At 73.1% G+C, this 23,093-nt stretch carries 14 protein-coding genes; 7 read left to right on the top strand and 7 right to left on the bottom strand.

What is annotated here, in order from left to right; translation table 11 throughout:
- The first annotated feature begins 9 nt into the window (after positions 1-9).
- Positions 10-1,047 carry a M23 family metallopeptidase gene (locus ACZ4N4_RS13185; RefSeq protein WP_467587766.1) on the top strand — a complete coding sequence of 346 codons (1,038 nt, stop codon included), beginning with the start codon at positions 10-12 and terminating at the stop codon, positions 1,045-1,047.
- 155 nt (positions 1,048-1,202) lie between these two features.
- Positions 1,203-2,174: an aldo/keto reductase gene (locus ACZ4N4_RS13180; RefSeq protein WP_467587763.1), complete on the top strand. Its 972-nt coding sequence runs from the start codon at positions 1,203-1,205 to the stop codon at positions 2,172-2,174.
- Between the two features lie 4 nt (positions 2,175-2,178).
- Here the strand turns inward: ACZ4N4_RS13180 and ACZ4N4_RS13175 are convergent, their stop codons facing one another.
- The 4 genes from ACZ4N4_RS13175 to ACZ4N4_RS13160 all read right to left on the bottom strand — a co-directional run bounded on the left by ACZ4N4_RS13175 (position 2,179) and on the right by ACZ4N4_RS13160 (position 7,478).
- A complete protein-coding gene (locus ACZ4N4_RS13175) occupies positions 2,179-3,504 on the bottom strand; it encodes a PrsW family intramembrane metalloprotease (protein WP_467587760.1) in 1,326 nt (441 codons plus the stop codon).
- A gap of 10 nt (positions 3,505-3,514) precedes the next feature.
- A complete protein-coding gene (trmB, locus tag ACZ4N4_RS13170) occupies positions 3,515-4,396 on the bottom strand; it encodes a tRNA (guanosine(46)-N7)-methyltransferase TrmB (RefSeq protein ID WP_467587758.1) in 882 nt (293 codons plus the stop codon).
- 137 nt (positions 4,397-4,533) lie between these two features.
- Positions 4,534-5,754, bottom strand: a complete 1,221-nt coding sequence (lhgO, locus tag ACZ4N4_RS13165) for an L-2-hydroxyglutarate oxidase (RefSeq protein ID WP_467587755.1) — start codon at positions 5,752-5,754, stop codon at positions 4,534-4,536.
- 299 nt (positions 5,755-6,053) lie between these two features.
- Positions 6,054-7,478 carry an MFS transporter gene (locus tag ACZ4N4_RS13160; protein ID WP_450768424.1) on the bottom strand — a complete coding sequence of 475 codons (1,425 nt, stop codon included), beginning with the start codon at positions 7,476-7,478 and terminating at the stop codon, positions 6,054-6,056.
- 748 nt (positions 7,479-8,226) lie between these two features.
- Here ACZ4N4_RS13160 and ACZ4N4_RS13155 point away from each other — a divergent pair.
- Together ACZ4N4_RS13155 and ACZ4N4_RS13150 are read left to right on the top strand one after the other, a co-directional pair.
- A complete protein-coding gene (locus tag ACZ4N4_RS13155; protein WP_453568145.1) occupies positions 8,227-10,305 on the top strand; it encodes an asparagine synthase-related protein in 2,079 nt (692 codons plus the stop codon).
- Positions 10,306-10,764: 459 nt separating this feature from the next.
- Positions 10,765-14,058: an AfsR/SARP family transcriptional regulator gene (locus tag ACZ4N4_RS13150; protein ID WP_467587751.1), complete on the top strand. Its 3,294-nt coding sequence runs from the start codon at positions 10,765-10,767 to the stop codon at positions 14,056-14,058.
- Here the strand turns inward: ACZ4N4_RS13150 and ACZ4N4_RS13145 are convergent.
- Together ACZ4N4_RS13145 and ACZ4N4_RS13140 are read right to left on the bottom strand one after the other, a co-directional pair.
- Positions 14,045-15,937 carry a sigma-70 family RNA polymerase sigma factor gene (locus ACZ4N4_RS13145; RefSeq protein ID WP_467587748.1) on the bottom strand — a complete coding sequence of 631 codons (1,893 nt, stop codon included), beginning with the start codon at positions 15,935-15,937 and terminating at the stop codon, positions 14,045-14,047. The genes ACZ4N4_RS13150 and ACZ4N4_RS13145 overlap by 14 nt on opposite strands.
- Before the next feature lie 343 nt (positions 15,938-16,280).
- Positions 16,281-17,054 carry a TetR/AcrR family transcriptional regulator gene (locus ACZ4N4_RS13140; protein WP_467587745.1) on the bottom strand — a complete coding sequence of 258 codons (774 nt, stop codon included), beginning with the start codon at positions 17,052-17,054 and terminating at the stop codon, positions 16,281-16,283.
- A gap of 394 nt (positions 17,055-17,448) precedes the next feature.
- On the opposite strand from ACZ4N4_RS13140, the gene ACZ4N4_RS13135 reads away from it, so the two are divergent.
- Positions 17,449-18,828 carry an NAD(P)/FAD-dependent oxidoreductase gene (locus ACZ4N4_RS13135; RefSeq protein ID WP_467587743.1) on the top strand — a complete coding sequence of 460 codons (1,380 nt, stop codon included), beginning with the start codon at positions 17,449-17,451 and terminating at the stop codon, positions 18,826-18,828.
- Between the two features lie 181 nt (positions 18,829-19,009).
- Positions 19,010-20,656, top strand: a complete 1,647-nt coding sequence (locus ACZ4N4_RS13130) for an ATP-binding SpoIIE family protein phosphatase (protein WP_467587740.1) — start codon at positions 19,010-19,012, stop codon at positions 20,654-20,656.
- 109 nt (positions 20,657-20,765) lie between these two features.
- Here the strand turns inward: ACZ4N4_RS13130 and ACZ4N4_RS13125 are convergent, their stop codons facing one another.
- Entirely contained in the window at positions 20,766-22,049 is a 1,284-nt protein-coding gene (locus ACZ4N4_RS13125) for an MFS transporter (RefSeq protein ID WP_467587737.1), read from the bottom strand.
- A 128-nt stretch (positions 22,050-22,177) separates the two neighbouring features.
- On the opposite strand from ACZ4N4_RS13125, the gene ACZ4N4_RS13120 reads away from it, so the two are divergent.
- A complete protein-coding gene (locus ACZ4N4_RS13120; RefSeq protein ID WP_450768432.1) occupies positions 22,178-22,726 on the top strand; it encodes a MarR family winged helix-turn-helix transcriptional regulator in 549 nt (182 codons plus the stop codon).
- The last annotated feature ends 367 nt before the right edge of the window (positions 22,727-23,093 follow it).

The following is a 23,093-nucleotide window of genomic DNA, read 5'->3' as shown; positions in this document are numbered from 1 at the left end:
TGCGCCCGCGTGGCGTCCAACCGGCCTGCCCCGACAGCCCCGTTCGTGCCCAGCCAGCGTCAACCCGAGACCTACGGCTATGGCGGCTACCGCACCGACGAGGGCCCCTGGGAGGAGTGGAACCCCACCGAGGAGTCCCTCGCCCCGGTACGCGGCCGGCACCGGGTCGCCAAGCAGCGCGGCGGCGGCCTCGCCCGCAGCTCCACGGTCCTCGGCGTCGGCGTCATCGCCGCCGTCGGCGCGGGCGGCATGGCCAGCGCCAACACCGGCAAGCCGCCGGTCTCCATCTCGCTGCCCGACCTGCCGTCCTCCGTCGACTCCCTGCTCGGCGAGGGCGGTGGCCACCACGCCACCCAGACCGCCCTCAGCAGTGTCACCACGACGGCCGCCACCGACGCCGACGACTCCTCCCCCGACGCCGGTGAGGCGCTGCGCAGCCGGATCATCGCCCAGGCCGAGCAGCAGCAGACCCAGCTCGACGTCAAGGCCACCGCCAAGGCCGTGGCCGCCGCCGACAAGGCGGTCTCCGACGCGGAGGCCAAGGCGGAGAAGGCCGCGGCCGCCAAGGCCGCCGACGCCAAGGAGCAGGCGCAGGCCGCCGAGAAGGCGCAGGCCGAGCAGAAGCGGCTCGCCGCGCTGGCCAAGCAGTACACGCTGCCGGTCGTCTCCTACACGATCACCGGCACCTTCGGGCAGGCCGGCTCCATGTGGGCCTCCGGCTACCACACCGGCCTCGACTTCGCCGCCCCCACCGGCACGCTGATCAAGGCCGTGCACAGCGGCACCGTCACGGAGGCCGGCTGGGCCGGATCGTACGGCTACCGCACGATCATCACCCTGGACGACGGCACCGAGCTGTGGTTCTGCCACCAGTCCTCGATCGGCGTCAAGGTCGGCCAGAAGGTCGCCACCGGCGATGTCATCGGCCGCGTCGGCGCCACCGGCAACGTCACCGGCCCGCACCTCCACCTGGAGGTCCACCCCGGCGGTCAGGCCACCGGCATCGACCCGATGACCTGGCTGCGCGGCAAGGGCCTCAACCCCTGACGGACCCTACGGATCCCCGGCGGCCCTGACGACAACCCCCCGACGTCAGGGCTGCCGGTCTGGTGTGCCCGGGGGCCGGCCAGGGTCTTCCGCTTTTACGAGAACTTCGCGTTTCGGCGGCATCGGTCCGCAGGCGGCCGATGTTGAACTGAGGCATGACCCCTTCTCCCGCTTCTTCCGCTTCCCGTTCCCTCCGCAAGCTCGGCGCCTCCGATCTGGAGGTCTTCCCGCTCTGCCTCGGCGGCAACGTCTTCGGCTGGACCGCCGACGAGGCCACCTCCTTCGCCGTCCTCGACGCGTACACGGCAGCGGGCGGCAACTTCGTGGACACCGCCGACTCGTACTCGGCCTGGATCGAGGGCCACAAGGGCGGCGAGTCCGAGACCGTCATCGGCGAGTGGGTCAAGGCACGCGGCAACCGCGACGACGTGGTGATCGCGACGAAGGTCAGCCAGCACCCCAATTACCCGGGTCTGTCGGGCGCCAACATCAAGGCCGCCGCCGACGCGTCCCTGCGCCGCCTGGGCACCGACTACATCGACCTGTACTACACGCACTTCGACAAGCCCGAGATCCCGGTCGAGGAGATCATCGGCGCGCTGGACGAACTGGTGCGGGCGGGCAAGGTCCGGCACATCGCCGCGTCCAACATCACCGCCGAGCGGCTCCAGGAGTCCCTGGACTTCTCCGACCGCGAGGGCCTCGCCCGGTACGTCGCCCTCCAGCCCCACTACAACCTGGTCTCCCGCGACACCTACGAGGGGTCCCTCCAGGAGCTGGCCTCCCGCACCGGCCTCGCGGCGGTCCCGTACTTCTCCCTGGCCGCCGGCTTCCTCACCGGCAAGTACCGCCCCGGCACGACGGTCGACAGCCCCCGCGCGGGCCGCGCCGCCCAGTACCTGGAGACCGAGCGGGGCCAGAAGGTGCTCACCGCCCTCGACGAGATCGCCGAGGCCCACTCCGCCCCGGTCCCCACGGTCGCCCTGGCCTGGCTGGCAGCCCAGCCCACCGTCACCGCCCCCATCGCCTCGGCCCGCACGGTGGCACAGCTCCCGGCGCTGCTGGGAGTGGCGGACCTGGAGCTGACGGAGCAGGAACTGACACGGCTGACGGCGGCTTCCGCCTGACGCACTAACTCCGGTACGGGTTGGCGGCCGGGTACGGCACCGGCGGGCCGTACCAGCCCGGCCCCGCCCAGGCCGCCGGTGGGTACCCCGGCCAGCCGTTCGGTGCGGCCGTGCGGGCCGCGTAGTCCAGGGCGGGGCGGACCAGCTCGCGCCGGCTCCACAGCTCCGTCAGCAGCTCCCGCTCCCGCACCACGAAGTCGGCGCCCGCCCGCCCCCGCCGCCCCCGGCGGCGCAGCAGGGCGAGCGTCGTCGCGTACGCCTCGTACTCGGCGACCGCTCGCCCCGCCGGCTTGCCGAAGTGGTAGGCGGCGTACTCCCGGGCCATCTGCCGCGCCCGCATCGAGCCGAGCACGAACGGCTCGGCCGTCCCCAGCCACCCGGCGTACACATACGCCGGCAGCTCCTCCCGCACGGTCCGCAGCTCCCGCTGCCGGGTCCAGACCGCCAGCCAGGTCAGCAGCCCGAACGCCGGCACCATGAACATGCCGTACACGGCGAAGAACCCGTACTGCCCGAACGTCGACGAGCCGTTCCAGAACGCGTGCATGCTCATCGCGAGCAGCAGCCCGGCGACCGGCACGAGCACCCGCCGCATCCGCTGCCGTTCCCCGGAGAACGCGGCGATGCCGAACCCGATGCCGGTGAGGACGGTGAACAGGGGGTGCGCGAAGGGGGACATGACGATGCGCACGAAGAACGTCGCGGCGGTGACGGAGGCGATGCCGGTGCCGCCGGTCAGCCGGTCGGTCCCGAAGGCCGTACCCAGGTAGAGGATGTTCTCGGTGAACGCGAAGCCGGTGGCGGTGATCCCGGCTATCACCACCCCGTCGACGATCCCGGTGAAGTCCCGTCTGCGGAACAGGAAGACCAGGAGAACGGCCGCGCCCTTGGCGGACTCCTCGACGATCGGCGCTATCACGGTCGCCCCGAGCGTGTCCGCGCTGCTCGGGTCCGCGGTCGCCGTCGCTATCCAGCGGGTCGCGAAGCTGTTGGCGACGATCGCTATCAGCGCGGCCGCACACGCCCCCCAGGCGAACGCGAACAGCAGGTTCCGCCAGGGCCCGGGCTGGACCCGGTCGAGCCAGCGGAACGCGGCTATCAGCAGCGGCACGGGCAGCACCGCGAGCCCGAGCCCGACCAGGAAGCCCTCCGTGCCCGTCTGCTCCCGCACCAGCGCGAGGATGACCAGGCCGGAGAGGGCGAGCAGCGTGCTCAGCGCCCCGTACCGCACCCAGCGCCGCTGCCACCAGCGGGGATGCCGCAGCCCGGCACCGGTGGGGTCCGGGGGGTGCGACGGATACGGCGGGTACGGCGGCGGAAAGGTGGCCACGGCATCGACCCTAACGAGGTGACTCCGGTCGGTGCTGATCGCCCTGCTGCACCGGATGCTGTACGCGACGGAAGAGCAGATCGTTCACCACGTGTCCCTTGTCCAGCCCCTGCCCCTCGAAACGGGTCAACGGCCGGTACGGGGGACGCGCCGCGAAACCGCCCTCGGCCCGGGTGTTCTCGAACGCCGGGTGCGCGTCGAGCACTTCGAGCATCTGCTCGGCGTACGGCTCCCAGTCCGTCGCGCAGTGCACGATCGCCCCCGGCCTGAGCCGGGTCGCGGCGAGGTCGAGGAACTCGGGCTGGATCAGCCGCCGCTTGTGGTGCCGCTTCTTGGGCCACGGGTCCGGGAAGTACACCCGCAGCCCGTCCAGCGAGTCCGGCGTGAGCATCTCCCGGAGCAGGATGATCGCGTCCCCGTTGCCGACCCGGATGTGGGACAGCCCGTTCTGGTCGGCGAGGTTGAGCAGGTTCCCCTGTCCCGGCGTGTGCACGTCGACGGCGAGGATGTTGGTGTCCGGGTCCTCGGCGGCCATCTGCGCGGTCGCCTCACCCATCCCGAACCCGATCTCCAGGACGACGGGATTGGTGTTGCCGAACAGCGCACCGAGATCGATGACGTGCTGCCCGTCGATGTCCAGGCCCCACTTGGGCCACAGCCGCTGGAGGGCGTCCGCCTGCCCGGCGGTCACGCGGCTCCGCCGTGGCTGGAAGCTGCGGATCCGCCGCTCGAAGTGCGACCCGGCCGGATCGGCGCTGGGTCCGTCCGGGAACCGCGGCTCCCCCTTGGTCCGGGTGTGCCGGACGGACACACCGGGAGCGTGCGGGGAGCCCGTGCCGGGGACGGTCTCGGCGGGCCGGGGGGTCTCTGGGGCATTGAGCGAGTCAGACACAGTGGAGTCGATTTTACGGCCCGTGCGGGACGGGTCGGCCGGGTCCGGCCGGGGTCACACCGGGCGGGGGGCGGGGTGGCCGGGTCGGGCCGGGGTCACGCCGGGCGGGAGGACGGGGTGGTTGGGTCCGGCCTGGGTCACACCGAGCGCAGCATCTCGAGTGCCCGGCGCGCGACCTCCCGCCCGATCGGCAGCGAGGCCGTCGCCGCGGGCGAGGGCGCGTTCAGCACATGCACCGTCCGTGCGCCCTCCTTGATCAGGAAGTCGTCGACCAGCGAGCCGTCGCGCAGCACGGCCTGCGCCCGCACCCCGGCCGCCGCCGGCACCAGATCCGCGTCGGTCACGGCCGGCAGCAGCCGCCGTACGGCCGCCGTGAACGCCCGCTTCGACACCGACCGCCGCAGCTCCCCGCCCCCGTACCGCCAGTGCCGCCGGGCCAGCGCCCAGGTCCCCGGCCAGGCCAGCGTCCCGGCGACCTCCCGGGGCCGTACGACACCCCATCCGTACCCCTCCCGGGCCAGCGCCGGCACCGCGTTGGGCCCGATGTGCACACCTCCGTCGACGCCCCGGGTCAGATGCACCCCGAGGAACGGGAACGCCGGATCCGGCACCGGGTACACCAGCCCCCGGACCAGCTCCCGCCGCGCCAGCTCGTAGTACTCCCCGCGGAACGGCACGATCCGCATCCCCGGCTCGTCCCCGGCCAGCCGGGCGATCTCGTCGCAGTACAGCCCGGCGCAGTTCACCAGCACGCGCCCGCGTACGACGTCTCCGCGTGACGTGAGGACGGCCACGCCCCGCTCCGGCCGCCGGTCGATCCGCTCCACCCGGCCCCCGTACCGGATCTCCGCCCCCGAGGCCTCGCCGAGCTGCCGGGCGACCCCGACGAAGTCGCACACACCGGTCGTCCCGACGTGTATGGCGGCCAGCCCCCGCACCTCGGGCTCGTACTCCGCGATCTGGGCCGCCCCCAGCTCCCGCACCGGTATCCCGTTCTCCCGGCCGCGCTGCACGAGCGCGTGCAGCCGGGGCAGCTCCGCCCGCTCGGTGGCGACGATCAGCTTGCCGGTGACGGCGTGCGCGATGCCGTACTCCGCGCAGAACTTGACCATCTCGGCGGCACCCTTGACGGCGTACCGTGCCTTCAGCGAGCCGGGCCGGTAGTAGATCCCGCTGTGGATGACCCCGCTGTTCCGCCCGGTCTGATGCCGTGCGGCCCCGGCTTCCTTCTCCAGCACGGTGACCCTGGTACCGGGCGCGGCCCGGCTGATCGCGAACGCCGTGGACAGCCCGACGATCCCACCCCCGACGACGAGCACGTCACAGTCATAAGCAACCCCGGCAGACACCTGCACCACCTCCCACGCTCGATAGTGCACTGCGCCACTGACAACCACTTCAAACGCGGGGCCGGGGAAGCGTCCCTTCAGGGCACGGGGCCGCCTTCGATGTACGGCTACGGACACGCGCCCCGTCAGGGGCGCGGGGCTGTGTTCGATGTGCGGCTGTCGCGCCGCGCGGGCGCGACCGAGCGCGTACTGCTCGCGGTCGGGGACCGGCGGGTGTTCCCCGTCAGGGGCGCGGGGAACTGCGCGAACAGCCCCCACGCACCCGCACTCGCCACGTCAGGGCAACCCGGCAGACGGCTGGGCGCCCCTCACGCCGGCGCCATCAGCAGCGGACGCGCCCGCTCCCGCAGCTCCACCACCCTCGGCTCGTCCCCGTACGGCTCCAGCCGGTGCAGCAGATCCTTCACGTACTCGGTCGTCCGCGCCGACGAGATCCGCCCGGCCACCTCCACGGCCCGTACCCCCTGCTCGCACGCCGCGTCGAGGTTCCCGGACTCCAGTTCGGCGACAGCGGAGACGACCAGCCGCAGCCCGTGCGACCGGACGAACTCCTCCGTCGGCTTCGACAGCGCCTGCTCCGTGAACCGCCGCACCTGGCGCGGCGCCTTCAGGTCCCGGTAGCACTCGGCGGCGTCGGCGGCGAACCGGTCGTATCCGTAGAAGCCGAGCCAGGAGGGATCGCTGTCCCCCTCCCGCGCCCGCTCCAGCCACCCCTCCGCGGCCTTCAGCGCGGCCCCCGCGGCCTGTGCGTCACCGGCACGCGCGTGTGCCCGTGCCTCGACCAGCCGGAAGAAGCTCATGGTCCGCGCGGTGGCCAGGCCCCGGTTGCGTTCGACGGCCGCCTGCGCGAGGTCGACGCCCTCGTCGCCGAACCCGCGGTACGTCGCCTGCAACGACATCGATGCGAGGACATACCCGCCGAGCGGCACGTCGGCCGCCGCGCGGGCGAGCCGCAGCGCCTGGATGTAGTACCGCTGCGCGGCCTCCTGCTGTCCCGTGTCGAAGGCCATCCACCCGGCGAGCCGCGTCAGTTCGGCGCTCGCGCCGAACAGCGCCCGCCCGACCTCGTCGGAGTACGCGCCGAGCAGCAGCGGTGCCGCCTCCACTCGTAAGCACTCCGGCACCATCGACGAACGCCAGTCGCCGCCCCCGTACTTGGAGTCCCAGCGCCTGGCGTCCTCGGCCGCCTCCCGCAGCTTCTGCACGTCGCTGTGGCCGACTTTGAGCGGTGCGCCGGAGGCCTCGGCGGTGTTCGCCTCGCGCGCGACCGAACTGTCGGCGGGGGTTATCAGCCAGCGCGAGGCGGGCGTTGCGTACGCGCTAACTGCGAACGAACCGGCCAGCGACTGCCAGATGCCGCCGGAGCCGGCCCGGCGGCCGGCCAGGTCGAGCCGGTACAGCTCGGTGGCCGAGCGCACCGCCTGTCCGACGTCCCTGGGGAAGGCGAGGCCCACTTCGGGCGCGGGATCCGCGTCCGCCAGGCCGATCTCGTGGAGCGGCACCGGGCGGCCGAGCTTCTGGCCGATCGCGGCTGCGATGAGATGTGGCGCGGCGCCCTGCGGCACCATGCCCTTCGACACCCAGCGCGCCACCGACGTCTTGTCGTAGCGAAGAGTCAACCCGCGTTGAGCGCCAAGATCGTTGACGCGTCGCGCGAGTCCTGCGTTGCTGATTCCCGCGAGGGCGAGAACGGTGCCGAGTTTTTCGTTCGGCCCGCGTTGCTCCCTGGACATGCGCCACCCCTCGACACAGACGGCTGCCGCGATGGCATAACCACGCGGCATTCGTAAACCCAGCGTAGTTCGCCGCATCCCAAGCGTTAAGGGGCATTGTTCCGGATGGCGGGATTGTGGTCCGTACGCGAGTGCGGCCCATATACGCACCGTGCACGGCCTGTCGCGTCGTGCCCCCGCCGTGTGGCCGTGCGCCCGTCCGTGCGCTCTTCTCCGGCCATCGGGGGAGCGGTTCCATGGTCGGTGCGTGGGTCGGCCCGCTGTACTGGATCCAGTGGGCTGGGGGACACCGCCACCTCAATCCCCGCGGGTGGCGGACCGGTCCGGGAGGCGATGCCCGCCTCCCGGACTGTGCGCGTTCGAGTACGTGCGCGTGCGGTGCGTAAAGCATGTACGGAGCGTGCGCACCGCCGCGCCGACCTCGCCGAATTGGCTGAAAATCGACCCATCCTTTTGTGGGCGATCAACGCTCCTACCACGGGAATTGAGGGCGCGAAGGGCGTTCGGGGGGAGCGTACAGGGGGCGCATTCGCGTCGCAGTCGCCTTGTGTCGTAAGGCGGTTCGCCTCTTCCGCGACGCTTCCGTGGCTCTTCCGCGGCACGCGCGCGTGGCCGGTCCCGCGGCAACTCCGTGAAATCTTCCGGGGATCAAAGGCGGCCCCACCGGCCCTCCGGAGCGCGTCCTTCATGGCAGCATGGGGATCCAGTTCGTACCGTGCATGGTTGTCCACAGCCTGTGGAGGCGTCGATGCGGTGGTTGGTGGGATGGAGCAGCACCGCCTCCGGTGCCGCCACGCTCGGCTCCGCCGGCGCCCTGGGATACGACGGCGAGACCGTCCACCCCGTCGGCTCCCAGCTGCTGTGGGGCGACCCGGACCCGCTCTGGGCGGTCGGCGACTGGCGCCCCGACGAGGTGCGCGTCATCAACGCCGACGCCCAGAACCGCATCGCCGTCCTCGGCACCTGCGGCGCCACCGACGAGGAGCTGCGCCTCGGCCTCTTCACGGCGCGCGGGGGCGCACTCCGTCATCTGACCGCCTGGCCCGGCAGTTACACCGCCGTCGTCCAGGTCGGCCGCCGGGTCACCGTGTGCGGCGACCTCGCGGGCGCCCGCCCGGTCTTCCACACCCCCTGGGCAGGCGGTACGGCTTATGCCACGGCCGCGCTGCCGCTCGCCGACCTGATCGAGGCCAACCTCGACTACGGTCACCTCGCCGCGCTCCTGGCCGCCCCCGACGTACCGGCGGCGGTGCACGACTCGACCCCGTACGAGGGCGTACGGCGCATTCCGCCGGGGCATGCGCTGATCCTGCGCACCGGGGCGCGCGAGGTCGCCGGGTACGAGCAGGTGGCCTCGCTCGCGGTCGCGGCCCCCTCCGCCGATCCCGACCGTGCGGTGGACGCCGTACGGGACGCGCTCGTAGAAGCCGTACGCGCGCGGCTGTCGGCCCCCCGGCACGTCCCGGACATCGACCCCGGTCCGGTGCCCGGGATGGGCCCCGCCGCGCGGCGTGCGGCGCGCGGGATGCCGGTGCCGGGCATCGGCGCCGACCTGTCCGGCGGGCCGGCCTCCGGCACCCTCGCCCTGCTGGCCGCCGGGCTGCCCGGCATGCCCGGCACGGTCCTGGGCCACGGCACGGGCGCCGGCGAGCGCCTCCTCGCGGTCACCTTCAACGACCTCGCCGTCGGCGGCCGGGAGGCGGAACTCGAACGGGCGGGAACCCTGGCGGCCAACCCGCGGCTGCATCACGTGGTGGTCACCGGCGGCGAGGACATGCTCCCGTACGCCGACCTGGAGGGCCCCCTGACCGACGAACCGGCGCCGTCCCTCGTCCACGCCGCCAGACACCGCGCCCGCCTCGCCGCGGGCAGCGCCGACCACTTCACCGGCTACGGCGCCCGCCAGGTGCTGGACGCGCACCCCGCGCGCCTCGCCGACCTGCTGATGGACCGCAAGCGCCGGCACCTGGTCCGCCCGGTCGCCGCGCTCGCCAAGGCCGACGGCTCGGTGATGGTCTCCGCGCGCGTGTACAGCGCGGCGCGCCGGCTCGCGCGTACGCCGTACCGCGCCGGCGTCGAGTCCCTCGCCGAGCGCCTGCTGCGGCGCCGCTTCGACGAACCCGGAGGCGCGGTGGGCGCGTCCCTCGCGGCGCTCAGCTGGGCGAGACCCGGCCCGGCGGCCCGCTGGCTGACAGGGGAGGCGCTGGCTGAAGTATCGGTTCTGCTCCAGGGGGCGGCGAACCGCTCCGGCGTCGGCCCCGGGCAGCGCCCCGGCGACTACCGCGCGCGTGCCGTCCTCGCCCGCCACGCGGCCGACATCCGCATCCTGGAGCAGGCCGCCGAGATCCGCTCCCAGCGCCTGCACGCCCCCTTCCTCGACAACCAGGTGGTCCGCGCCTGCCGCGACCTCCCCGAGGCGCTGCGCGTGCGGCCGGGGGCTCGCGCCGCCATCCTCCGCACGGTGCTGGAGGGCGCCGGTGTCGCCGATCTCCCGCCGGGCTGGGGCGCCACCTCGCACGCCTCCTCCGCGGCGGCCACCCGTACGGGGCTGCGCGTGGCGGCCGACGATCTGATCGCCCTCTTCTCGACGCCGCTGCTGGCGCAGGCGGGCCTGGTGGAGGCCCGGGTGGTCCGCAAGGCGCTCCGCGGGGCGGCGGCGGGTGAACCCCTGCCGCTGGACGGCCTGGCCGACCTGGTCTCCCTGGAACTGTGGCTCCGCCGCCTGCTGTCCCGCCGGGGCACGTGCTGGACGGGAACGCCGGCACGCGCCCGTGCGGTCCCTGCGGGGATCCGGCCGATGAGGGGGGCGTTGGCGTCGGGGGCGTGACCCTCCGGGGGGCGGCCGTTGCGCTGCCGGTCGGTAGCGGAGTGCGGGTCGGTGGGGGCTTGTCGCGCAGTTCCCCGCGCCCCTTACGGGGCGCTGCCCCACCGCGTCCTACTCAGCTGCGGGCAATCGTGCGGCAGGGCGATGGGGGTCCCCCCGCTCGAGCGAAGCCGAGAGTGGGGGGAGGGTGGGCGCAGCGGCACCCTGCAAGCGCCGGTAAGTGAAACCCCCCGCCTCCAGCCCCGACCCGGGCAGCCCCTCAGGCCACCCGGCCCCGACCCGGGCAGCCCCTCAGGCCACCCGGCCCCGACCCGGGCAGCCCCTCAGGCCACCCGGCCCCGACCCGGGCAGCCCCTCAGGCAACGGCTCCAGCTCCCGCCACGGGCCCCCAGCCGACGGCTCCGGCGCCCGGCCTCCGAAACTCCCGTGCCCGAGCCCCGCGAACCCGGCGACAATGACCCGGTGCGGTACCGGATTCTGGGTGTGGCCCAGGCGACTGACGACCAGGGCACCGCCATACCCGTCGGCGGCCCCCGCCTGCGCGCGCTGCTCACCGTCCTCGCCCTGCACCCCCACCGCACCCTCACCCCGGAAACCCTCATCCAGGAGGTCTGGGCGGCGGACGACGATCCGCCGCAGGACGCCCCGGCCGCCCTCCAGGCCCTCGTCGGCCGGCTCCGCCGTGCTCTCGGCAAGGACACCGTCGCCTCCACCCCCGGCGGCTACCGCCTGGCCGCCGCCGAGGACGACATCGACCTGCACGTCTTCGAACGTCAGGTACGCGAAGGCGCGGCCGCCCTCGCCGCCGCCGACCCGGCGACCGCGCACCGCGTCCTCACCGAGGCCCTCGCCCTGTGGCGCGGCCCCGCCCTCGCCGACCTCCCCGACCGTGCGACGGCCGCCGCCCGCCCCGAGGCGCTCCGGCTGGAGGCCACCCGCACCCGCGCCGACGCCGCCCTCCGCCTCGGCCGCGCCTCCGACGCCGTACCGGAGCTGACCGCGCTGACCACGGCGCACCCGTACGACGAACCGCTGCACGCCCTCCTCATCCGCGCCCTGCGCGACTCCGGCCGCCCGGCGGACGCCCTCGCCGCGTACGAGACCGCCCGCCGCATCCTCGCCGAAGGCCTCGGCACCGACCCCGGGCCGGAACTCCAGGCCCTGCACGCGTCGTTGCTGAGACAGGAGCCGGCCCCGCCCGGCGCGCCCCCGCCCCGTACCGGCAACCTGCGTCCACGGCTTACCTCTTTCGTGGGCCGGGAACCCGAACTCGACGCGGTTCGTTCCGAATTGCACAGGGCTCGCCTCGTCACCCTCACCGGACCGGGCGGCTCCGGAAAGACCCGTCTCGCCGAGGAGGCCGCCGCCGGGCTCCCGCAGGCATGGCTCGTCGAGCTCGCCCCGCTCGACCGGCCGGAGGCGGTGCCAGGCGCGGTTGTCAGCGCGCTCGGTCTGCGCGAGACCGTGCTCATGACCAACGAGCTGGCGACCCCGCAGGCCGACCCCACGGCCCTGCTCGTCGAGTACTGCGCGCGCCGCAGCCAACTCCTGATCCTTGACAACTGCGAACATGTCATCGAAGCGGCGGCCGCCCTCGCCGAGACCCTGCTCACCCACTGCCCGGGGCTCACGATCCTGGCCACCAGCCGTGAACCCCTCGGCGTCCCCGGTGAGTCGGTTCGCCCGGTCGAGCCCCTCGCCCCCGAACAGGCGCACCGGCTCTTCGAGGAGCGCGCCGCCACGGTCCGCCCCGGCGCCCGTGGTGCGCCGGGCGAGCGGACCGCGGTCGACGAGATCTGCCGCCGGCTGGACGGACTGCCGCTCGCCATCGAGCTCGCGGCGGCCCGGCTGCGGCTGCTGACACCCCGGCAGATCGCCGACCGGCTCGACGACCGCTTCCGTCTGCTCACCTCCGGCAGCCGCACCGTCCTGCCCCGCCAGCAGACCCTGCGCGCGGTCGTCGACTGGTCCTGGGACCTGCTCGACGAGGGGGAGCGCACGGTCCTGCGCGAGGTGTCCGTCTTCGCCGGCGGCTGGGACCTCACGGCGGCCGAGGCCGTGTGCACCGGCCCCGTCGCCGACCTCGTCGGCGCGCTCGTCGACAAGTCCCTGATCGTCGCCACCCCGGACGGCCCGGACGGCACCGGCGGTATGCGCTACCGCATGCTGGAGACCATCCACGAGTACGCCGTCGAGCGTGCCGCCGAGGTCCCGGGGCTGCGCGCGGCGGCCGAGCGGCGGCACGGCGCGTGGGTGCGGGCGCTGGTGGAGGAAGCGGCGCCGAAGCTGCGGTCCGGCGAGCAGCTTCCGTGGATCCGCCGCCTGGAGACCGACCTCGACAACATCCGTGCCGCCCTCGACCGCGCGGTGTGCGCGGGCGACGAGGCGCTGGCCGGCCGGATCGTCCTCGCCGTCAGCTGGTTCTGGTGGCTGCGGAACTACCGCCTGGAGGCCATGACCTGGATGGGCGCGGTACTGCGCCTGGGCGTCGCCCGGGACGCCCTGCCGGACGGCGCGGGCCCGGAGGAACTGCGCGCGCTGGCCGACGCGGCGGACCCGGTGGGCGCGCTGCTGGCCGCTCCGGACGCCGACACCGGACACCCGCTGTACGAACTGCGCATGGACCTGAGGCTGTTCGACCTGCTCCTGGCCTCCGAGTCCCCGTCGGCCGGCGGCCTGGTGACGGACGAGCGGGCTCCGAAGTACATCGCGCTGGTCCGGGCCGCCTTCGAGGCGGGCGGTCCCCGGGCCGCCCGGCTGCCGGGCCTCATCTGGCCGCTGACCTCCTGGTTCCTGGGCAGCTCGGTGGACGTCGGCCCCGACATGGACGCCGTCGTCGCCAACTGCCGGGTGTACGGCGGCGACTGGGAGACGGGCGTCACCCTGATGTACCGCACCCACGTCATGGTCGACTCGCCCGGCAACCTGCGGGGCGTCGACGAGGACCTGGCGGAGCTGCGGGTCCTCAGCCGGCGGGTCGGGGACCGCTGGATGCGGGCGCAGGTGTGCAGCGCGGCCGGCGAGGCGGCCATGGCACGCGGCCGGTACCCGGAGGCGGAGACCGAGTACGAGGAGGCGCTGCGGCTGGCCCACGAGGTCGGCGCGTACGCCGAGACGCCGTTCCTGATCGCGCGGCTCGCCGAGATCGCCTACCGCTCCGGCGACCGGGCGGCCGCCCGGACCGCCCTGGACCGCGCGAGCGAGGCCTCCGACCGGTACGGGGTGGCGGAGTCGCAGGCGTTCGTGGCGCTGCTGCGGGCGCACATGGCCCAGCACGAGGGGGACCTGGCCCAGGCGCGCGAGTTCTGCGAGGCCGCCCGCGCGGCGACACGGGGCGGCACCCCGCCGCCACAGTTCATGGCGGGGTTCCGCGCGGTCGAGGCCCTGATCACGGCGATGGAGCAGGGTCCGCGGCAGGGGCTGCCGATCCTGGCCGGGGGGCTGCGCGAGGCGATGGAGGCGCGGTGCGCAGAGGTGATCACGGCGGCGCTGGCGGACGTCGGCGCCGATCTGCTGGCCCGGCTCGGCGATCCGGCGGGCGCGGTACGGCTGTTCGCCGCCGCCGACCACTGGCGGGCCGGCAGTGTCCGCCCCGAGCCGGAGCGCACCCGCGCCGCGGAGATCGACGCGGTCGCCCGCGCGACGCTGACTCCTGAGCACTACGCGGCCGAGCGCTCCCGCGGTGCGTCCCTCACCGAGGAGGACGTGCTGCGCGAACTGGGCGGGACGCCCGCGGGCACCGCTACCGGCAGGTGAACGTCGAATCGGCCCAGTCGGCGAGCGCCACCGAGTCGAGGCCGGTCCCCGGTTCGACCACCAGCCGCACGGTCCGGTGCCCGGCCAGGTTCACATGGACGGGTACGGCGGGCCGCCCGCCCTCGACGGTCCCGGACCGCCACAACCGCTCCCCGTCCGCGTAGACGGAGAAGGCGACCTTACCGAGGCCGAGCGTCATGTCGTCGACGCCGGCCATCGCGTCGTAGGCGGTGCACTCGCGGTTGAGGTCGATGGTGACGGAGGACCAGCCGTGCACGGTGACGCCGTTCGCATACCGCTCGCCGGCGACCGTCACCCCGTACCGCTGCCACACCCAGCTGCTCTCGCCGAGCCGCATCTCGGGCCGGGTGCCGTCACCGGTGACGTCGTAGCGCAGCTCGTTCCACCGGTAGACGACCGGGGCGGGCGGCGGAGTGGGCGTCGGGGTGGGGGTGGGCGTCGGCTTCGGGGTCGGCGTCGGAGTCGGCGTGGGGGTCGGCTTCGGCTCGGGGCTCGCAGTCGGGGTCGGGGTCGGGCTTGGGGTGGGCGTCGGGGTCGGCTCGGGGGCGAGGACGACCGGTACGGGGTGCGGCGCCCGCTTCGGCGGCGTGGGGACCGGCGTTGCTGTCCCGGGCTCGACGACCGGCGCGGAGGGGGCCGGGCGGGCCACCTCCTTGGCCGGGTGGCTGTCGTTCACCAGGGCGAGGGCCAGCGCGGCGGCGGCCGCCGCGACCACCCCGGCCGCGATGCCGGCCTTCACCGGGGCCCCCAGCCCCTCCGAGGCCGCGGCACCACCGGCACCGCCGCCCGCCCCGCCGGACGAACCGCCTGCCGCGGCGGCCGCGCCCGCGGCCCCCACTCCGGCACCGCCCGCGATGATCCCGAGCGCCTTGGCGTACCCGGCGGCCCCGAACCAGCCGATGACCGCGACCGGTACGACGGCCGGGATACCGGCGGCGACCTCCTCGATCTGGGCGGCGGCCAGCCGGCACTTGGCGCACTCCTCCAGATGCTTGCGCAGCCCCCGCTCCGCGCGGATGCGCAGCTTGCGGCGGGCGTAGCCGCCGAGCTGGTCGGCGTAGCGGGCGCACTCCTCGTCGTCGATGAGGGAGGCGCTCACATGGGCCTGGAGGTAGGCCTGCTTCAGCCCCTCACGGGCCCGGCTGGCAAGGACGCGGGTGCCGTTGGCGTCCAGCCCGAACAGGATGGCCACCTCGCTCGGCGACTCGTCCTCGACCTCGGTGTGCCACAGCACGGCCTGCCAGCGCTCGGGCAGCGAGCGGAAGGCCCGCATCGCCATCGACTGCTCGGCCTCGTGCATCGCCCGCACATCGGCACCGATGTCCAGCCCCGCTCCGAAGGAGCCAACGGACGCGGTGTCGTCGGTGGCCTCGGAGCCGCGCGCGGACTGCGCCGCGAACAGCGCGAAGTCGTCGACCAGTTGCTCGCGCCGCGCGGACTTGATCCACTGCGCGGCGACCCGCCGTACGGAGGTGAGCAGATAGGCGCGCACGGCGTACTCGGGCCCGGCTCCGCCGCGCACCGCCTGCAGCATCCGGGCGAAGACCTCGGCGGTCAGGTCGTCCGCGGTGTGCCCGTCCCGGCAGCAGGTCCGCGCGTACCGCCGTACCGCGTCCGCGTGGCGCCGGTACAGCTCCTCGTAGGCCGAGTCGTCGCCGGCCCGCATCCGATCGATCAACTGGGTGTCGGCGGGCGCCTGTTCCCGGGGCGGTGGCAGCACACTGCCGCTCCGCTGTGCCGGAACGTTCCCTTCCGGCGGTTCGCCGACGGGCGGTACACCGGCCCGGCCGCCCTGACTGGGCACCTGCGGCGAGGTCAGTTCCTCACCGGCGGACTCGTCCCGCCCGTCAACGCTCATCGTGGAACGCCCCCGATGCCTGCCCAACCCGACCGAATCACCGGGTCAGACTGCCACATTGGCTTTTGTTCAGCCCCCGGAGCGACGGACGTACCACTCGTCCGAGCGCACTTGACAGCGCGGTGCCTGACGATCACCCCTGAGGGGAAACGTCAACGGTGCGCGGGGGACCGACAGATGCCCAGAAGACTGCAGCGCCCCGCAAACTGCAGCGCCCCCGTAAGGGGCGCGGGGAACTGCGCGACCAGCCACAGTCCACCCGCACCCGCCCGCGGTCATGGCGCGGCACAGCCGTTGCGGTCGCCGGCACGAAGGACACCTGCTCGGCCAACCCAGGGCACCGTCAGGGCCGCGACCGCAGCCCCTCCAGCAGGATGTCCAGCAGCCGCGAGGAAGCCGCCGCCTGCTGCGCCGGGTCCGGCAGCGAGGGCGCCGCCGTGGCGATCACCAGGAGCACGTCGGAGACCGAGACGTCCGCCCGCAACTCGCCTGCCGCGCGGGCCCGTTCCACCAGCCTCCCGACGACTTCGAGCAGCGCGGCCGCTCCCGCGTCGTCGTCGGCGCCGGCCACCGGCTCCCGCTCCTCCGGCACCAGCCGCAACTCACCCGCGACCGGCTGCGTCCGCTGCTGCGGCACCCGGACCTCCTCGGCCCGGGCGCCGGAACCCCCGACCTCCTCCGGCACCCCGACGCGCAGCACCTGCGGCGGCAGCAACCGCCCCGCCCCCGACGCCACCGATGTCCGCAGGAAGCGCGACAGCGCCGACCACGGTTCGTCCTCCTGCCCGAGCGCGGTCCGCGCCTGGTCGGTCAGCCGGGAGGTCTCCTCCTCGGCTATCCGCCGGACCAGCACGTCCTTGCTGGGGAAGCGCCGGTACACCGTGCCGACCCCGACCCGCGCCCGCCGCGCCACATCCTCCATCGGCGCGCCGTAACCCAGTTCGCCGAAGACCTCGCGTGCCGCACGCAGCACGTGCTCGAGATTGCGCTGTGCGTCCACCCGCAGCGGCGTCGTGCGCGGCCCGTCGCCGCGTCCGTTGCCCGTCGCCGCGCTCACCGTTGCGCCGCCCGTCGCGAGGACGGAAGCCGATGACCAATGCGTGTCCTGAATATGCATCTGTGTTCCCCCGGTTAATGACGTCTCCCCCCGGAGACTCTCCCCGCACTGTGAAGGCCGGAGCGAGTGGAACTGTCGCCGATCCATCGAACGTCGACCGGGCGGACCCGCCCGTCGTGGACCGTACGGCCACATCCCCTACACCCCGTCGACACACGAACATAGTTGAGAGGCTGTCAATTCAGAAGGGGGGCGTTCCGCACAGAGCGCCCCCCGATCGGAGTACGGGTCGCTTACATCCCGATTCGCTGCCTTCGCTCCCCCTCGTCCGCCCCTGCTGACCTGGCCCCTTTCGTCCGGTCCCGGCCGTGCGTCCGGCACCCGGCACAGCGGCCCGCCGGTCACACAAATTGCCGGGGCTGTGGACAAACAACAGTCACGGGTGCGTCATGGGATGGTGAAGGAACGTGCGCGCATTCTCGTTGTCGGCGGCGGCTACGTCGGGATGTACACGGCCCTGCGGCTCCAGCGGAAGCTGAAGGCGGAGCTCAGGCGCGACGAGGTCGACATCACTGTCGTCACCCCCGATCCCTACATGACGTACCAGCCGTTCCTTCCCGAGGCGGCCGCGGGTTCGATTTCCCCTCGTCATGTCGTCGTACCGCTGCGGAGCGTTCTGGACCGGTGCCATGTCGTCATCGGCGAGGTGACGTCCATCGAGCACGCCAAGCGCACCGCCGAAGTCACCACCCTCGCCACGGCCGAGGAACGAAAAGGCGCCACATTCCTCGCATACGACGAACTGGTCCTCGCGCCCGGCTCGATCGCGCGCACGCTGCCCATCCCCGGTCTCGCCGAGCACGGCATCGGCTTCAAGACCGTCGAGGAGGCCATCGGCCTGCGCAACCACGTCATCGAGCAGATGGACATCGCCTCCTCCACCCGCGACCCCGCGATCCGCGACGCGGCCCTCACCTTCGTCTTCGTCGGCGGCGGCTACGCCGGCGTCGAGGCCCTCGGCGAACTGGAGGACATGGCCCGCTACGCCACGCGGTACTACCACAACGTCCAGCCCGAGGACATGAAGTGGATCCTCGTCGAGGCCACCGACCGGATCCTCCCCGAGGTCGGCCCCGAGATGGGCCGCTACACCGTCACCGAGCTGCGCCGTCGCAACATCCAGGTGCTGCTGAACACCCGCCTGGAATCCTGCGCCGACCGCATCGCCGTCCTCAGCGACGGCCAGCGCTTCCCGGCCCGGACGCTCGTGTGGACGGCCGGCGTCAAACCGCACCCCGTGCTCGCCGCCACCGACCTTCCGCTCACCCCGCGCGGGCGGCTGAAATGCACCGCCGAGCTGGCGATCGACGGAGTCGACCACGCATGGGCCGCGGGCGACGCCGCCGCCGTTCCCGACGTCACCGCGACCGAACCCGGCACCGATACCGCCCCCAACGCGCAGCACGCGGTCCGCCAGGCCAGGGTCCTCGGCGACAACATCGTCCACACCCTGCGCGGCGAGCCCCTCGACACCTACGCCCACGCCTACGTCGGCTCCGTCGCCTCCCTGGGACTGCACAAGGGCGTCGCCCAGGTCTACGGGCGCAAGCTGAAGGGCTACCCTGCCTGGTTCATGCACCGCGTCTACCACCTGAGCAGGGTGCCCACCTTCAACCGCAAGGCCCGCGTGCTCGCCGAATGGACCCTCTCCGGACTCTTCAAACGGGAGATCGTCTCGCTCGGATCACTCGAACATCCCCGAGCGGAGTTCGAACTCGCGGCCGGTGGAAAGCCTCCTCACAGTCCCTCCGACGACTCGAACGGGTCGTCCTGACGGAACTCAGGAACTCCACGGCCCGCCCCGGCGTCTGACGGATGTCGCCGCCGACGGCCACCCTGTCAGACTGCCCCCCGACCGAGCACAAGGCTTCTCCCCAGAACTGCACCGGGGGACTTCCCCCGGCCCCCGGCCGCTCCCGTAGCAGGCCGGAGACGACGACACGAGGCAAGGATTCGTGAACTTCACGCGCTGGAGCGCCCGGCTCCCCGGAACGCAGCGCCGCGCCGCAGCGCGGACCGAGCACGCGGTCTCCCCGGACCGACGGGGCGAAGGCTCCGTGCCCGCTGCCCGCGTCGAACAACTGACCGACGACCCGCCCTGTGTGCCCGCCGTCGACGAACTGCCCGTCCGCGACGTCCTGGACCGCGTCCCGGCCCTGGTCGCCCTCGTCCACGGCCCCGACCACCACATCGGGTACGTCAACGACGCCTACACGGCGGCCTTCGGCGTACGGCCCCCGGGCGCCCCCGCCCGCGAGGCCCTGCCCGAACTCGCCGAACTCGGTCTGCTCCCCCTCCTCGACCAGGTCCTGCGCAGCGGCAAGCCCCGCACGCTCAAGTCCCGCAAGGCGCTCGACGGCCGCACCTACACGTTCACCTGCACACCCGTCGCGGAGAACGGCGACCACGAGGGCGGCGTGCTGCTCTTCGCCACCGACGTCACCGACCACGCGGAGGCGGCCGAGCGACTGCGCGCCAGCGAGCGCCGCCAGCGCGAGACGGCCGTGACCCTCCAGCGCAGCCTCCTCCCGCAGGAACTCGAACAGCCGGACGACCTGCGCATCGCCGCGACCTACCAGCCCGGCGGCACCGAGGCCGCGGTCGGCGGCGACTGGTACGACGTCATCACCCTCGGCGGCGGCCGCACCGCCCTCGTCATCGGCGACGTGATGGGCCGGGGCGTCCGCGCGGCGGCCGTCATGGGCCAGCTCCGCACGGCCGTCCGTGCCTACGCCCGCCTGGACCTGCCCCCGCACGAGGTCCTCCAGCTCCTAGACGGCCTCGCCACCGAGATCGACGCCAACCAGATCGCCACCTGCGCGTACGCCATCCACGACCCGAACGAGGGCCGGCTGGTGTACGCCTCGGCCGGCCACCTGCCGATCCTGGTCCGCGACGAGAACGGCACCGTGCTCCGCACCGACGAGCCGACCGGGCCGCCGCTCGGCACGGGCGGCTGGATCCACACGTCGGGCTCGGTACCGCTGGGCCCCGGCTCCACCGCCGTCCTCTACACGGACGGCCTGGTGGAACGCCGTAACGAGGACCTGGACGAGGGCATCGCCGCGCTCGAACGCGCGCTGGCGGGAGCAACCGGCACCCCGCAGGTCATCTGCGACCGCCTGGTCCGCTCGGCCGGCGTCACGGCCGACCACGACGACGATGTGGCCGTCCTGGTCCTCCAGCACCCGGCCCGGACCGGCCCCGACGGCGAGCTGTTCCGCAACGCTGCGCTGGAACTCCTCGGCGGCGTCGAAGCGGCGCCACGCGCGCGTGCCTTCGCCTCCGGCGTGCTGACCAGCTGGCGCTTCCCGGTCGAACTCCATGACCTGGGCGTCCTCGCCACGAGCGAGCTGGTCGCCAACTCCCTCCAGCACGGAACCCCGCCCATGCGGCTGCGGCTCCGCCGCACCGACCGCCGCCTGATCATCGAGGTGACGGACGGCGACGACCACCTGCCCCGCCGCAGACGCGCGGAACCGGGGGACGAGTCGGGCCGGGGTATCGCGATCGTGGCGACGATCGCCTCCGGGTGGGGGTCGAGAAGAACACCGGGCGGCGGGAAAGCGGTGTGGTGCGAGTTCGTACTGCCGAAGGGCTAGGGGGAGGGCCGGGTTTCGGCTGCGGGTGGGCGGGGGGTTGCTCGCGCAGTCCCCGCGCCCCTGAAGGGGCGCCCTGCCAGCGCCGGTAAGTGCCCCCGACCGGCCACCGCTACGCGGAAACGGACTCCGCCGCGGCGCCGCCCCTCGCCACGACCACGCTCTTCGACGCGAGCCACGGCTGGTCCTGGGCCGGGGTCAGCCGCCGTCCGAGCCGTACCGCCAGCACACTGATCCCCAGCGAGAACAGCAGGAACGTCACGATGTACGGGGCGGGCAGCGACGCTGCCAGCGGGCCGCCCACCGCCGGACCGACCGCCAGCGCGAGCTGCTTCACCAGGGCGAACGCCGAGTTGTACTGCCCTGCGTGGCCTGCCGGAGCCAGGTCGGCCACCAGCGGAGCGACCGTCGGCGACAGCATCGCCTCACCCAGCCCGAACAGCGCGTACGTCGACACGAACGCGGCCGTCGCCATCTCCTGACTGCCGTGCCCCAGCCCCGCGTACCCCGCCGCGACCCAGGCCACGGCCCAGATCAGCCCGACTCCGGCGATCACCCGGGACCGCCGGCGGCGCTCGACGAACTTGAGCACGGCGAACTGCGCGACCACGATCATCAGCGTGTTCGCGGCCAGCGCGGTCCCCAGCGCGGACGTGGATATCCCCGCCGCCTCGACGCCGTACGCGCTCAGCCCGGACTCGAACTGTCCGTAGCACGCGAAGAACAGCACGAAGCCCAGCACGCTCAGCTGCACCATCGCCCGGTTCCCGAGCAACTGCTTCCAGCCGGCCTTCGCGGCCGAGGCGGGAGCGCCCGTGATCCGCGGTGCGTGCGGCGTCCGTACCGTCGACATCACCACGGCCAGCAGCAGGAACATCGCCGCCTCGATCGCGAAGAGGAGCGTGAACGAGGAGACCCGGGTCGTGTCGACCAGGTGGCCGCCGATGAGGCCACCGACACCCAGCCCCAGGTTCTGCAGGAAGAACTGCGTCGCGAACGCCCGCGACCGGGTCTCCGCCGAGGAGCAGTCCACGATCATCGTCGCCAGCGCCGGCTGCATCACGGCCTGCCCGGCACCCAGCAGCGCGGCCGCGGCCAGTACGGTCGCCGCCTGTCCCGCCAGGCCGAGGCTCAGCGCACCTGTCGCGGCCAGGACCAAGGCGGTGAGAAGGACCGGCAGTGGGCCACGCCGCACGATCGCCCGGCCGGCGAACGGCAGCACGATCAGCGCGGCCACGGCGAAGACAGCGAGCACGAACCCCGCTGTCATGGCACCGAGCCCCCGCACCTGCGCCACATAGACGTACAGGTAGGGGACGGTGAAGCCGAGCCCGAACGCGCTGAGTGCGTTCCCCACGTGGATCCGGCGCATCGCTGCGCCCATCGCCCTGGTCACGTTCACCTCTCTCAGGTCGTTAAGTCAGCGGGCTGCTGAAGTCTGAAGACTTAGAAGCTAAAGTTTCGACCTAAAGACTACATGCCGAAGGACTTCAACGCCAAGCTTGTTCGTGCGATACTTCGGGCATGGCCGACACCACCGGCGCCGGCGAGCCGACACTCGACGAACAGATCGCCGCCTACCAGCGTGAGTTCCAGGACCTCGACCCCCAGGTCGAGAAGGTCGTCTCGGCGCTGTCCCGGCTCAACCGCCGGATGAACGTCGCCTACGGCCGCCAGACCGCCGCCCTCGGCATCAGCAGCGCCGAGTGGGAGGTCCTCAAGGCCCTGGTCCTCTCCGGCGCCCCTTACCGCCTGGGCCCCAGCGAGCTGGCCAAGCGACTCGGTCTCACCCCGGCCGCGATGACCCACCGCATCGACCGGATGGTCGCCGAGGGTCTGGTCACCCGGGAGCGGGACGAGTCCAACCGCGTCCGGGTGATCGTCGAGCTGACCTCCGAGGGTCGCGAGAAGTGGCTGGAGGCCATGCGCCTCGCCTCCGTCTTCGAGGAGGAGCTGCTCCAGGACCTCTCTCCGGCCGAGCGCGGTGTGCTCGGCGAGGTCCTCACCAGGCTGCTGCGCCGCGTGGAGCACGCCCAGCCCGACGCCGGCGGCCGCCTGACCGACCTGGACTGACCCAGGTCGCGGGGGCCGGAAAAAAATCTTGACAGGGGGTACTTGACACCCCCATGGCCGATCCGTAAAGTTCTTCGGGTTGCCGCGGAGCCGTAACGGTTCTGCGACAGCACCTCCGCCGCATTAAGCGGCACCCAAACCATCAGTACGATCTCCCGACCGGGTTGATTTCGGCGTGCCCGAATTCAATTCGATTTCGGATCTCTGTGCTGTCTGGTCGAGCCACTAAGGCCCGATTGGGCATCGCGGAGCGGATCCGCTAAGGTTTGAGACGTCGGAACGGCCCAACAGCCGCGAAGACAACACCCGCTGACTGGGAATCAGACGCCGAAAGGATCTGATAGAGTCGGAACCGCCGGAAAGGGAA

This window comes from Streptomyces sp. NPDC026538 (assembly GCF_055567535.1).
This window is presented reverse-complemented; position numbering and strand designations above follow the sequence as displayed.